The organism is Klebsiella sp. CB_Kp196 (assembly GCF_040061575.1).
Lineage (GTDB): Bacteria > Pseudomonadota > Gammaproteobacteria > Enterobacterales > Enterobacteriaceae > Klebsiella > Klebsiella michiganensis.
This window is the reverse complement of record NZ_JBEAFH010000066.1, coordinates 20236-32934: the sequence shown is the minus strand read 5'-3', so window position 1 is coordinate 32934 and position 12699 is coordinate 20236. Positions and strand designations below refer to the sequence as shown.

The following is a 12699-nucleotide window of genomic DNA, read 5'->3' as shown; positions in this document are numbered from 1 at the left end:
TAGCGCAAATAATTCGGGCATTTTTTTTCACAGCCCTCAGCTTCGGCGTTTCGTGGCGGAATCCATCCATACCGCGAGCAATAAAATGACCCCTTTAACGATGTACTGCCAGAAGGTGGCGACGTCCATCATGCTCATGCCGTTGTCCAGCGCGGACATGATAAAAGCGCCCATGACCGCGCCCGCGACGCTGCCGACGCCGCCGGCGAGGCTGGTACCGCCGATTACGCAGGCGGCGATGGCGTCCAGTTCGGCGATGTTGCCGGCGGAAGGGGAACCGGCGCCAAGACGCGAGCTGAGAATCAACCCGGCAATCGCCACCATCAGGCCATTAATGGCGAACACCGCCAGCTTGGTGCGTTCCACGCTAATGCCGGATAGACGCGCGGCCTCCAGGTTGCCGCCGATGGCGTAGATGCGGCGCCCAAACGCGGTACGGGTGGCCATAAACATGCCCGCCAGCAGCAGCGCGGCGAGAATCAGTACCGGCGTCGGGACGCCGCGATAGTCGTTTAACAGCCAGATGGCGCCCAGTACAATAACGGCGGTAATCGTCTGGCGGCCAACGGCTGAAGCGGAGGCGGGCGTGGAGAGGCCGAGAGCCTGACGTCGCATACGGCCGCGCCACTGCCAGATGATAAAGGCCGCCATGCCCGCCACGCCGATACCAAAGCCAATGCCATCAGGCAGATAGCTCTGGCCGATTTGCGACATCGCCGGGCTGGTGGGAGAGACGGTGGTCCCGTTGGTAATGCCTATCAAAATACCGCGAAATGCCAGCATGCCGGCGAGCGTCACGATAAACGAGGGGACTTTACGATAGGCAACCCACCAACCGTTCCAGGCCCCCAGCAGCAGGCCAAGCGCCAGGGTGACCACAATGGTCAGCGGTAGCGGCCAGCCCAGCCAGACATCAAATATTGCCGCTGCGCCGCCGAGCAGCCCCATCATTGAGCCGACGGAGAGATCGATCTCGGCGGAAATAATCACAAACACCATGCCGACCGCGAGAATGCCGGTAATGGCGGTCTGGCGCAGCAGGTTGGAGATATTACGCGCGCTCAGATAAGCGCCTTCGGTGGTCCAGGTGAAAAACAGCATAATGGCCACGATAGCGGCGATCATCACGAATACCTGGAGGTTCATCCCCTTCAGCCCCGATAGCGCGCCAGCGGCAGGTGGGGTGAGTTTCATTTCAGACGACGTGTTCTTCGACATGGCGTTCGCTCCTCAGTGCGGCTTCCATCACCTGTTCCTGGGTCAGACCCTGGTTGATCAAATTAGCCTTCAATTTACCTTCATGCATCACCAGCACCCGGTCGCTTAGCCCCAGCACTTCGGGCAGTTCGGATGAAATGACAATGACGGCGATCCCCTGCTGCACCAGCTGATTAATCAGCTTGTAGATTTCGTACTTGGCGCCGATGTCGATGCCGCGGGTGGGCTCATCGAGTATCAGAATGCGCGGGTTCAGCAGCAGGCAGCGGGCGAGGATCGCCTTTTGCTGATTGCCGCCGCTCAGGCGACCGATCGCCAGCTCCGGCGATGAGGTTTTGATCTTCAAACGCTGGATGGATTGCTGAATACAGTGCTGCTCTCCGGCATCGTCAAGGCTGCTCAGCAGACCGGTAAACTGGTTTAACGCGGCGAGGGTGATGTTTTTACCCACCGCCATGACCGGCACAATACCGTCTTTCTTTCTGTCTTCCGGTACCATGGCGATGCCCTGCGCAATAGCCTGCTGACAGCTGTGAATCGTCACCTGCTGGCCATCAATAAAGATTTTTCCCTGCCAGCGGCCCGGCCAGACGCCGAACAGGCACTGGACCGCTTCGGTACGGCCCGCGCCGACCAGCCCGGCAATCCCCAGTATTTCACCGCGCCGCAGCGAAAAGGAGACGTCATTGACCCGCTTAATATGGCGATTCACCGGGTGCCAGGCCGTCAGGTTTTCCACCCGCAGGATTTCCTCGCCGCAGCTGTGGGCTTCGCTTGGATAGAGGGCGGTAAGCTCGCGGCCGACCATCATGGTGATAATGTCATCTTCGTTCATGCCGTCAGCGTTACGGGTACCGATATGCTGCCCATCGCGGATCACGCAGATGGTGTCGGAGATGGCTTTGACTTCATTGAGCTTGTGGGAAATGTAAATACAGGCAATACCGTGATTTTGCAGATCGCGAATAATATTCAGCAGAATTGCCGTCTCCTGCTCCGTTAACGAGGCGGTGGGTTCGTCGAGAATTAACAACCGTACCTGTTTATTCAGCGCTTTTGCTATTTCGACCAGCTGCTGCTGGCCAAGGCCCAAATCGCCGACGCGGGTATCGGGTGATATGGCTAAATTGACCTGGGCCAGCAGCTTTTCGCAGCGTAAGGTCATGGTTTCGTAATCCAGCAGACCGTGGCGGGAGATCTCCGCGCCGAGAAAAATATTCTCCAGAACGGTCAGATGTTTTACCAGCGCCAGCTCCTGATGAATGATGGCAATCCCTTTGCGCTCGGTATCGCGTATATGGCCCGGCCGCAACGTTTCCCCGGAAAAAATAATCTCTCCCTCATAGCTACCGTGCGGATATATTCCGCAAAGGACCTTCATGAGCGTGGATTTACCGGAGCCGTTTTCGCCGCACAGCGAGACCACTTCTCCGGCGTTAAGCCGCAGACTGACATTATCAATCGCCTTCACCGTACCGAAGGTTTTAGTAATGTTTTTCATTTCGAGTAACCAGGACATAGAGACTCCACATAAGCGATATCCGGCTGGATGGGGCAACGCCCCCGGGAGAGGGCGTCAGAGATTACAGCTCGCTTTTTTTGTGGAAACCGTCTTTGATCACCGTCTGGTCAATGTTGTCTTTATTGACCTCAATGGGCGTCAGCAGCCGGGACGGTACATCTTTGAGGCCGTTGTTGAGCGTGGCGTCGGCCTTCGGCTGCTTATCGTTGCCCAGTTCGACGGCGATCTCTGCTGCGGTGGTGGCAAGGTCAGCGATCGGTTTGTAAACGGTCATCGTCTGAGTGCCAGCGATAATGCGCTTCACGCCGGCGAGGTCGGCATCCTGGCCGGAAATCGCCACTTTGCCTGCGAGCCCCTGGGCGCTTAACGCCTGAATGGCGCCGCCGGCGGTGGCATCGTTAGAGGCGACGACCGCATCAATTTTGTTATTGTTGGCGGTCAGGGCGTTTTCCATAATCTTCAACGCATTTTCTGGCAGCCATCCGTCGACCCACTGATCGCCGACGACCTTAATTTTTCCTTCATCAATATAGGGCTTAAGAACTTTCATTTGGCCGGCGCGGAAAAGCTTGGCGTTATTGTCTACCGGCGAGCCGCCCATTAAGAAATAGTTGCCCTGAGGCACTTTATTGACCAGGCTTTGCGCCTGCATTTCGCCAACTTTCTCATTATTAAACGAAATATAGAAATCAATGTCGGCGTTATTGATGAGACGATCGTAGGCGAGAACTTTAATTCCCTCCTGTTTAGCCTCTTTTATCACATTACTCAGCACCTGACCGTTATAGGGAATAATAACCAGAACGTCGACGCCGCGATTAATCATATTTTCGATTTGCGACATTTGCGTTTCTTCGTTGCCATTGGCTGACTGGACGAATACTTTTGCACCTAATGATTCAGCTTTATTGACAAAAATATCGCGATCTTTTTGCCAGCGCTCAAGGCGCAGATCGTCAATCGCCATGCCAATTTTGACTTCTTTCGCAATGCCCGACAGGCTGGTGAGGAGGAGTGAAGCACAGAGCGTTAGGCAAAGGTTCTTTATCTTCATAATAATAACACCTTTTTTGTAAAGTGCAGGATAAGACGAACGATAAAAATAAACGGCCTGATACGTAGCAGATTTTTAACGCGGAAAGGAGCGCTGGCAATTATCTATGCTTATTTTGCCGTTATGAAATTTTGTTTATTTGTTAATTTATGACCGCGATCGTACTTTAATAATTAGTTCTCATCGTATTTCATTGATCTCTCGTGGCGTAAGCAGCGAAGTGAGGGCGTTGTTCTATTGTTTTTGCGACCTGGCGCACGTTTGTGGATTCTCTCAATCACAGTGTGAAATAACGTAATTGAGGAAACTAAAAAGAGAATTCTATATTGGCTTATGACTTATTACTCGCCGCATCCCTGAATATGGAGTTCATTATGCAGACCTATTTTGATCAGCTCGATCGCGTTCGTTATGAAGGCCCGAAATCCGCTAACCCACTGGCTTTCCGTCATTACAATCCGGATGAGCTGGTCCTGGGCAAACGGATGGAAGAGCACCTGCGCTTTGCGGCCTGCTACTGGCACACCTTCTGCTGGAACGGCGCTGATATGTTCGGCGTGGGCTCCTTTAACCGCCCGTGGCAGCAGCCGGGCGAAGCGCTGGAAATGGCGAAACGCAAAGCCGATGTCGCGTTTGAGTTTTTCCACAAACTGAACGTACCGTACTACTGCTTCCACGACGTTGACGTTTCTCCGGAAGGGGCGTCGTTGAAAGAGTATGCCAATAACTTCGCGCAGATGGTGGATGTGCTGGCGGAAAAACAGCAGCAGAGCGGCGTCAAGCTGCTGTGGGGTACGGCAAACTGCTTTACGAACCCGCGTTACGGTGCCGGTGCGGCAACCAACCCGGATCCGGAAGTGTTCAGCTGGGCGGCCACTCAGGTGGTGACCGCGATGGATGCGACCCACAAACTGGGCGGGGAAAACTACGTCCTGTGGGGCGGCCGCGAAGGCTATGAAACTCTGCTCAATACCGACCTGCGCCAGGAGCGCGAGCAGATTGGCCGCTTTATGCAGCTGGTCGTGGAGCATAAACATAAAATCGGCTTCCAGGGCACGCTGCTGATTGAACCTAAACCGCAGGAGCCAACCAAGCATCAGTACGATTACGACGCGTCTACCGTCTATGGCTTCCTGAAACAGTTCGGCCTGGAAAAAGAGATCAAACTGAACATCGAAGCGAACCACGCGACGCTGGCCGGCCACACTTTCCACCACGAAATTGCGACCGCCATTGCTCTGGGTCTGTTTGGCTCCGTTGATGCTAACCGCGGCGACCCGCAGCTGGGCTGGGATACCGACCAGTTCCCGAACAGCGTTGAAGAGAATGCGCTGGTGATGTACGAAATCCTGAAAGCGGGAGGCTTCACCACCGGCGGCCTGAACTTTGATGCTAAAGTGCGTCGTCAGAGCACCGACAAATACGACCTGTTCTACGGCCACATTGGCGCGATGGACACCATGGCGCTGGCGTTAAAAGTCGCTGCTCGTATGATTGAAGACGGCGAGCTGGATAAACGCGTCGCCAGGCGCTATGCCGGCTGGAACGGTGAGCTGGGTCAGCAGATCCTGAAAGGCCAGATGAACCTTGCGGACATTGCCCAGTATGCCACTCAGCATAACCTGGCGCCGGAGCACCAGAGCGGCCATCAGGAACTGCTGGAAAACGTGGTTAACCGTTACCTCTTTGATCGCTAATGAGGGCGATGATGCCCGGCGGGCCCGGGCATTGGCGATAACCGATGCTTTTTTCGCGCCACGCTTAGCCGTGGCGCGTCAGTAAGGAGAGGCTGTATGTATATCGGGATTGATCTGGGCACCTCGGGCGTCAAGGCTATTCTGCTCAACGAGCAGGGCGAGGTCGTGGCTTCGCATACCGAAAAGCTCAACGTGTCGCGTCCGCACCCTTTATGGTCTGAACAAGATCCTGAGCACTGGTGGCTGGCGACGGACCGCGCGATGAAAGCGCTGGGCGTGCAGCACTCGCTGCGCGAAGTTAAAGCGTTAGGTATTGCGGGCCAGATGCACGGCGCGACGCTGCTGGATAAGCAACAGCGCGTCCTGCGCCCGGCGATTTTATGGAATGATGGCCGCTGCGGTGAAGAGTGCGCGCTGCTGGAAGCGAACGTCAACCGTTCGCGGCAGATAACCGGCAACCTGATGATGCCGGGATTTACCGCGCCGAAGCTGCTGTGGGTACAACGTCACGAGCCTGAGATCTTCAAACAGGTCGATAAAGCCCTGCTGCCAAAAGATTATTTACGTTTGCGCATGACCGGTGAGTTTGCCAGCGATATGTCCGATGCCGCCGGAACGATGTGGATGGACGTGGCGCGCCGCGACTGGAGCGATGAGATGCTCGCCGCCTGCGGTCTGAGCCGCGATAACATGCCGGCGCTGTTCGAAGGATGTGAAGTTACGGGTTCGCTGCGCCCGGCCGTCGCGCAGTCGTGGAATATGCCGGAAGCGCTGGTGGTGGCCGGCGGCGGCGACAACGCGGCGGGGGCGGTGGGTGTTGGCATGGCGGATGCGGGCCAGGCGATGCTGTCGCTGGGGACCTCCGGCGTCTACTTTGCCGTCAGCGACGGCTTTCTGAGCAAGCCGGAAAGCGCCGTACACAGTTTCTGCCACGCGCTGCCCGGGCGCTGGCATCTGATGTCGGTCATGCTGAGCGCGGCTTCCTGCCTCGATTGGGCGGCGACATTAACCGGCCTCGGCACGGTTCCGGAGCTGATTGCGGCGGCGGAAGCGGCGAATGACGATGCCGATCCGGTCTGGTTCCTGCCCTACCTCTCCGGTGAACGTACGCCGCACAATAATCCGCAGGCCAAAGGCGTCTTTTTCGGCCTGACTCATCAACATGGTCCGGCGGAACTGGCGCGGGCGGTGCTGGAGGGCGTCGGTTATGCGCTGGCGGACGGTATGGATGTGGTTCACGCCTGCGGCGTGAAGCCCGAGAGCGTCACGCTTATCGGCGGCGGCGCGCGCAGCGCCTACTGGCGGCAAATGCTGGCGGATATTAGCGGCCAGCAGCTGGACTTCCGCACCGGCGGTGACGTCGGCCCCGCGCTTGGCGCGGCGCGGCTGGCCCAGCTGGCGTTGCATCAAAATATCGCGTTTTCCGATCTACTTCCTCAGCTCCCGCTGGAACAGGCTCATCGTCCTGATGCCGAGCGCTTTGCTCGTTACGCCCCTCGCCGGGAAACCTTCCGCCAGATTTATCAGCAGCTTTTACCGCTGATGTCCTGATTCTTTCGCCCCTGTCGATGGGGCGAATTCATCTCTTGAATGTTTTTAAATTCATGTAGTTATCGAGTGTATTTATATATTCCGAATTTGTCGTTTCAGGGACGAAAAGTACGGATAAACGCATCCTGCCAGTCCACAATGGGGCCTGTCTTATGCCAGGGAGGCACCATGAAAAACAATCTTATTGCAAGGCTGTTGATGTCTATTGGCGCACTGGTTTATCTGGTGGGAATCTGGCGAACCTGCCCATTATTTAGCGGTAAAGGCTATTTTTTGGGCGTTCTGGTCATGGGGATGTTTGCTGTGCTCACGCATCAGCGAACGGCGCAGGAAGCACAGCGAGACGGCGATTTTATCTCGCTGTGCCGGCTGGTGGTGCTGCTGTCGGCGGGATTGCTGCTGGTCGGCGCCTGGTTTGTCCCGGCTCCGTGGCGTGAAAAAAGTATTTACGTGATGGCGTGGTTTGTCTGTATGTACGGTGCGTCGGCAACGCCTTATCCCGCTAAAGTCACGGATAAAGCTCGCAATAACTCAGTGGAATAAGCTGTCAGCGGACAGCGAAGAGAGGTAGTTACAAATGGAAACGAAAGCGACGACATATTCACCCGCGTTTCATCTGATCTCATGGATTGCGCTGGTTGGCGGCATACTGACGTATCTGATTGGCCTGTGGAACGCGCAGATGGAGCTCAATGAAAAGGGCTACTATTTTGCCGTACTGGTTCTGGGGCTTTTTTCCGCCGCCTCTTATCAAAAGACGGTGCGTGATAAATACGAAAAGATCCCAACCACTACGATGTATTACTTGTCCTGCCTGATCGCCTTTGCGATTGCTGTGGGTCTGCTGGCGGTGGGATTGTGGAACGCAACGCTGATGCTCAGTGAGAAAGGCTTTTATGGCCTGGCGTTCTTTTTAAGCCTTTTCGGCGCCGTGGCGGTGCAGAAGAATATACGTGATGTCTGGGATCGTTCTTCTCTAAGCGAGGTCGGCGCAGTCACGGAAGAGCCCGCTGAGTAAACGACGGCGCCGGCGTTGAACCGCAGGCGCCGTTTTTCAGCTCACCAGTCGTCGGCTGTCAATGCGCTGTACCAACATTGATAGCGCCAGGCTACCCAGCAGCGCAGCGCTGAATATCCAGGCAATATCCAACATTGGCCAGCGGGTCAGCTCCAGTCCGCTGGCGCGCAGCGCGTGAATAATCAGCGCATGAAATCCGTAAATGCCTAACGAATGGCGCGCAATAAGCGCAATAAACGGCAGCTGACGCGTATTGAGCGTATTTTTTACCAGCGTCAGCAGGGCGAGCGCGCAGACAAAAACCGCGGGGCCGCAGTATAAATACCAGGTATCACCAAAATCGCCGCGCCAGCGCAGTTCGTGCAGCGTGCCGCGTGATATTACCCATACTCCCGTGATGAATAGCCCAGCGCAGAGCGCAGTCAGCCATTTTTTATCGGTATCCAGCGTGCCGATTGCCCGCCCTAATACGCCGTACATCACGTAGTAGAACGTATCGCCGTTGATATAGAGATTGAGCGGCAGCCATTCAACGCCTGCGGCTTTCACTGGGACCATATTGGGGTTTGCCAGAATACCCAGCACCAGCATCAGCGCCAGCAGCATCCTGCCGCTCACCTGCTTAACCTGCACCAGCGGAGAAAGCAGGTAAATGACCACGATAGCGAAGAAGAACCACAGATGGTAGAACACCGGTTTCTGCAGCAAATTTCTCAGCGACAGTTCAACGTTGATGTGGGTAAACAAGGTGATATAAAGCAGCGACAGCGCACTATAAAAGAGAATGCACAGCGCGATACGCCGAAAATGGCGGGGCTGGGCGCTGCGCTCGCCGAAAAACAGATAGCCTGAAATCATGAAAAACAGGGGGACGCTGACGCGAGATGCCGAGTTGAGGATATTGGCGAGATCCCACTCCAGCAGGCTGATGGTGTGCGGATGCGTGATATACCAGGTGGTACTATGAATCATGACCACCATCATGCAGGCAATGCCGCGCAAATGGGTAATCCAGTGAATTTTTTCCTGCATCAGTGCCTCTGTTTCTCCTTCTCAGAAAGGGTCTGACCGCCCTTATACGCTGGTATCGCAGTGGAATAATCCGAGTTTTTCGGCATAGACTTGTCGAGGTGTGGCCCAATTCGCACAATGTGCCGATTATTTAACGTAACCTGCACGATAACAATTTACTAACAAGGCGGTCGAGAAAAAATGGTGATGAAATATGTGTTTTCTGGACTACTGCTGTGCCTGCTGGCGGGCTGTAGCGCGACGCCGTCTCCGCCAGTGCAGAAGGCGCAGAAAGCACGGATAACGCCGCAGGCTACCCTCAATATGGCGCAGCTTTGCAAGGATAATGCCGCCGTTCGTTATAGTACAGGCGTGCGCCAGGTTGACATCAGCCATTTCGAGCAGTTTCAGGGGAGCTACGAGCTTTCGGGCAAGACTGCGCGGAATGAACGTTTTATCTGTTCTTTTGACCCGGACGGACAGTTTTTGCATCTTTCCATGCGCTAAACGCGCCCACGGTGGCGCTTATTTCCGCAATTTTCCCTAAACAATCCCGTTTCATACTGTATATCTCGCAGCCAGCGGGTATACTGGCTCCTTCCTTTAAATCCACACGTATCCAGCACGAAATCATATGCAAAAGTTTGATACCAGGACCTTCCAGGGCCTGATCCTGACCTTACAGGATTACTGGGCTCGCCAGGGCTGCACCATTGTTCAACCACTGGACATGGAAGTCGGCGCAGGCACCTCTCACCCGATGACCTGCTTACGCGCATTGGGTCCCGAGCCGATGGCGACCGCCTACGTGCAGCCTTCCCGCCGTCCGACCGATGGTCGCTACGGTGAAAACCCGAACCGTTTACAGCACTACTATCAGTTCCAGGTGGTGATAAAACCCTCTCCGGATAATATCCAGGAGCTGTACCTTGGGTCTCTGAAAGAGCTGGGTATGGATCCGACCATCCACGACATTCGCTTCGTCGAAGACAACTGGGAAAACCCGACGCTGGGCGCCTGGGGTCTGGGTTGGGAAGTGTGGCTGAACGGTATGGAAGTCACGCAGTTCACCTACTTCCAGCAGGTTGGCGGTCTGGAGTGTAAGCCGGTCACCGGCGAGATCACCTACGGTCTGGAACGTCTGGCGATGTATATCCAGGGTGTCGACAGCGTTTACGATCTGGTCTGGAGCGATGGCCCGCTGGGTAAAACGACCTACGGCGACGTGTTCCATCAGAACGAAGTGGAGCAATCCACCTATAACTTCGAATATGCCGACGTGGACTTCCTGTTCTCCTGCTTCGAGCAGTATGAGAAAGAAGCCCAGCAGCTGCTGGCGCTGGAAAACCCGCTGCCGCTGCCTGCCTACGAGCGCATTCTGAAAGCCGCCCATAGCTTTAACCTGCTGGACGCGCGTAAAGCCATCTCCGTCACCGAGCGTCAGCGCTATATCCTGCGCATTCGCACCCTGACCAAAGCAGTGGCTGAAGCTTACTATGCTTCCCGTGAAGCCCTGGGCTTCCCGATGTGCAACAAGAATAAATAAGAGGCGGCCATGTCTGAGAAAACTTTCCTGGTGGAAATCGGCACTGAAGAGCTGCCACCAAAAGCACTGCGCAGCCTGGCTGAATCCTTTGCTGCGAACGTGACCGCAGAGCTGGATAACGCTGGCCTCGCGCACGGTAAAGTTGAATGGTTTGCCGCACCGCGCCGTCTGGCGCTGAAAGTGGCGAATCTGGCGGCTGCGCAGGCAGACCGTGAAGTTGAAAAACGCGGCCCGGCGATTGCCCAGGCGTTTGACGCCAGCGGCCACCCGAGCAAAGCGGCCGAAGGCTGGGCGCGCGGCTGCGGTATCACCGTCGATCAGGCTGAACGTCTGACGACCGATAAAGGCGAATGGCTGCTGTATCGTGCCCACGTGAAAGGCGAGAGCACCGAAGCGCTGCTGCCGAACATGATCGCGACCTCGCTGGCGAAGCTGCCGATCCCGAAACTGATGCGTTGGGGCGCGTCCGACGTCCACTTCGTGCGTCCGGTTCATACCGTGACCCTGCTGCTGGGCGACAAAGTGATCCCGGCCACCATTCTGGGCGTGCAGTCCGATCGCGTTATTCGCGGCCACCGCTTTATGGGTGAGGCGGAGTTCACTATCGACAATGCCGATCAGTATCCGCAGATCCTGCTGGAGCGCGGTAAAGTCATCGCCGATTACGAACAGCGTAAAGCCAAAATTAAAGCCGATGCGGAAGAAGCGGCGCGTAAAATTGGCGGCAACGCCGATCTGAGCGAAAGCCTGCTGGAAGAGGTGACTTCACTGGTTGAATGGCCGGTGGTCCTCACCGCGAAGTTCGAAGAAAAATTCCTTGCGGTGCCTGCCGAAGCGCTGGTTTACACCATGAAAGGGGACCAGAAGTACTTCCCGGTTTACGACAACGCGGGCAAGCTGCTGCCGAATTTTATCTTCGTCGCCAACATCGAATCGAAAGATCCGACCCAGATTATTTCCGGTAACGAAAAAGTGGTGCGTCCGCGTCTGGCGGACGCTGAGTTCTTCTTCAATACCGACCGTAAAAAACGTCTGGAAGATAACCTTCCGCGTCTGCAAACCGTGCTGTTCCAGCAGCAGCTGGGTACGCTGCGCGATAAGACCGATCGTATTCAGGCGCTGGCCGGCTGGATCGCTGAGCAGATTGGCGCGGACGTCAATCATGCTACCCGCGCGGGCCTGCTCTCCAAGTGCGATCTGATGACCAACATGGTCTTCGAGTTCACCGACACGCAGGGCGTGATGGGGATGCACTACGCACGCCATGATGGCGAAGCGGAAGACGTTGCCGTTGCCCTGAACGAGCAGTATCAGCCGCGCTTTGCCGGCGATGATCTGCCGTCTAACCCGGTGGCCTGCGCCGTGGCGATTGCCGATAAGATGGACACCCTGGCGGGTATCTTCGGTATCGGCCAGCATCCGAAAGGCGATAAAGACCCGTTTGCGCTGCGTCGTGCCGCGCTGGGCGTGCTGCGTATCATCGTTGAGAAGAACCTGAATCTGGATCTGCAAACGCTGACTGAAGAAGCGGTGCGTCTGTACGGCGACAAGCTGACGAATGGCAACGTGGTCGACGATGTTATCGACTTCATGCTGGGGCGCTTCCGCGCCTGGTATCAGGATGAAGGCTATACCGTCGACACGATTCAGGCGGTACTGGCGCGTCGTCCAACCCGTCCGGCAGACTTCGATGCGCGTATGAAGGCGGTTTCCCACTTCCGTACCCTCGAAGAGTCCTCCGCCCTGGCGGCGGCGAACAAGCGTGTATCCAACATTCTGGCAAAATCAGACGTGACGCTGAACGATATCGTTCACGCCTCCGTACTGAAAGAAGCGGCTGAAATCAAGCTGGCAGGCAATTTAGTCGTGCTGCGCGATAAGCTGCAGCCGTACTTCGCCGAAGGGCGTTACCAGGATGCGCTGATTGAGCTGGCGTCCCTGCGCGAGCCGGTGGATGAGTTCTTCGAGAACGTGATGGTGAACGCAGAAGACCAGGATGTGCGCGTGAACCGACTGACGCTGCTGTCCAAGCTGCGCGATCTGTTCCTGCAGGTAGCGGATATTTCCCTGCTGCAGTAAGTG

Annotated in this window: 11 protein-coding genes; 7 read left to right on the top strand and 4 right to left on the bottom strand. The window is 56.0% G+C overall.

What is annotated here, in order from left to right; all coding sequences use genetic code 11:
- Positions 1 to 36: 36 nt before the first annotated feature.
- The 3 genes from xylH to xylF form a co-directional block, all read right to left on the bottom strand.
- Positions 37 to 1218 (bottom strand): xylose ABC transporter permease XylH, encoded by a 1182-nt coding sequence (xylH, locus tag ABLU87_RS23950; RefSeq protein ID WP_032751665.1) that lies wholly within the window; start codon positions 1216 to 1218, stop codon positions 37 to 39.
- Positions 1196 to 2737 (bottom strand): xylose ABC transporter ATP-binding protein, encoded by a 1542-nt coding sequence (locus ABLU87_RS23945; RefSeq protein ID WP_122116956.1) that lies wholly within the window; start codon positions 2735 to 2737, stop codon positions 1196 to 1198. Before ABLU87_RS23945 ends, xylH begins: the two co-directional genes overlap by 23 nt.
- Before the next feature lie 64 nt (positions 2738 to 2801).
- Complete coding sequence (xylF, locus tag ABLU87_RS23940) at positions 2802 to 3794, bottom strand: D-xylose ABC transporter substrate-binding protein (protein WP_014227205.1); 993 nt, start codon at positions 3792 to 3794, stop codon at positions 2802 to 2804.
- A 374-nt stretch (positions 3795 to 4168) separates the two neighbouring features.
- Between xylF and xylA the strand changes: the two genes are divergently transcribed.
- The 4 genes from xylA to yiaA all read left to right on the top strand — a co-directional run bounded on the left by xylA (position 4169) and on the right by yiaA (position 8060).
- Positions 4169 to 5491, top strand: coding sequence for a xylose isomerase (gene xylA, locus ABLU87_RS23935; protein WP_025106783.1), 1323 nt, complete (start codon positions 4169 to 4171; stop codon positions 5489 to 5491).
- Between the two features lie 96 nt (positions 5492 to 5587).
- A complete protein-coding gene (gene xylB, locus ABLU87_RS23930) occupies positions 5588 to 7042 on the top strand; it encodes a xylulokinase (protein WP_122116957.1) in 1455 nt (484 codons plus the stop codon).
- Positions 7043 to 7210: 168 nt separating this feature from the next.
- Complete coding sequence (yiaB, locus tag ABLU87_RS23925; RefSeq protein WP_025106785.1) at positions 7211 to 7585, top strand: inner membrane protein YiaB; 375 nt, start codon at positions 7211 to 7213, stop codon at positions 7583 to 7585.
- Between the two features lie 34 nt (positions 7586 to 7619).
- A complete protein-coding gene (gene yiaA / locus ABLU87_RS23920) occupies positions 7620 to 8060 on the top strand; it encodes an inner membrane protein YiaA (RefSeq protein ID WP_032751661.1) in 441 nt (146 codons plus the stop codon).
- 36 nt (positions 8061 to 8096) lie between these two features.
- Here the strand turns inward: yiaA and ABLU87_RS23915 are convergent, their stop codons facing one another.
- A complete protein-coding gene (locus ABLU87_RS23915) occupies positions 8097 to 9092 on the bottom strand; it encodes an acyltransferase (protein ID WP_025106787.1) in 996 nt (331 codons plus the stop codon).
- A 180-nt stretch (positions 9093 to 9272) separates the two neighbouring features.
- Between ABLU87_RS23915 and ABLU87_RS23910 the strand changes: the two genes are divergently transcribed.
- The 3 genes from ABLU87_RS23910 to glyS all read left to right on the top strand — a co-directional run bounded on the left by ABLU87_RS23910 (position 9273) and on the right by glyS (position 12696).
- On the top strand, positions 9273 to 9578 hold the full coding sequence (locus tag ABLU87_RS23910) for a YsaB family lipoprotein (protein ID WP_014227200.1): 306 nt from the start codon (positions 9273 to 9275) through the stop codon (positions 9576 to 9578).
- A gap of 127 nt (positions 9579 to 9705) precedes the next feature.
- Entirely contained in the window at positions 9706 to 10617 is a 912-nt protein-coding gene (glyQ, locus tag ABLU87_RS23905) for a glycine--tRNA ligase subunit alpha (RefSeq protein WP_004126458.1), read from the top strand.
- A gap of 9 nt (positions 10618 to 10626) precedes the next feature.
- On the top strand, positions 10627 to 12696 hold the full coding sequence (gene glyS / locus ABLU87_RS23900; RefSeq protein WP_025106788.1) for a glycine--tRNA ligase subunit beta: 2070 nt from the start codon (positions 10627 to 10629) through the stop codon (positions 12694 to 12696).
- Positions 12697 to 12699 lie beyond the last annotated feature (3 nt).

Excerpts from the sequence above, each read along its gene's own strand:
- xylA (WP_025106783.1), top strand. The coding sequence starts at position 4,169 with ATGCAGACCTATTTTGATCAGCTCGATCGCGTTCGTTATGAAGGCCCG.
- glyQ (WP_004126458.1), top strand. The coding sequence starts at position 9,706 with ATGCAAAAGTTTGATACCAGGACCTTCCAGGGCCTGATCCTGACCTTA.
- ABLU87_RS23915 (WP_025106787.1), bottom strand. The coding sequence starts at position 9,092 with ATGCAGGAAAAAATTCACTGGATTACCCATTTGCGCGGCATTGCCTGC.
- xylB (WP_122116957.1), top strand. The coding sequence starts at position 5,588 with ATGTATATCGGGATTGATCTGGGCACCTCGGGCGTCAAGGCTATTCTG.
- yiaA (WP_032751661.1), top strand. The coding sequence starts at position 7,620 with ATGGAAACGAAAGCGACGACATATTCACCCGCGTTTCATCTGATCTCA.
- ABLU87_RS23910 (WP_014227200.1), top strand. The coding sequence starts at position 9,273 with ATGGTGATGAAATATGTGTTTTCTGGACTACTGCTGTGCCTGCTGGCG.
- xylH (WP_032751665.1), bottom strand. The coding sequence starts at position 1,218 with ATGTCGAAGAACACGTCGTCTGAAATGAAACTCACCCCACCTGCCGCT.
- ABLU87_RS23945 (WP_122116956.1), bottom strand. The coding sequence starts at position 2,737 with ATGTCCTGGTTACTCGAAATGAAAAACATTACTAAAACCTTCGGTACG.
- glyS (WP_025106788.1), top strand. The coding sequence starts at position 10,627 with ATGTCTGAGAAAACTTTCCTGGTGGAAATCGGCACTGAAGAGCTGCCA.
- xylF (WP_014227205.1), bottom strand. The coding sequence starts at position 3,794 with ATGAAGATAAAGAACCTTTGCCTAACGCTCTGTGCTTCACTCCTCCTC.
- yiaB (WP_025106785.1), top strand. The coding sequence starts at position 7,211 with ATGAAAAACAATCTTATTGCAAGGCTGTTGATGTCTATTGGCGCACTG.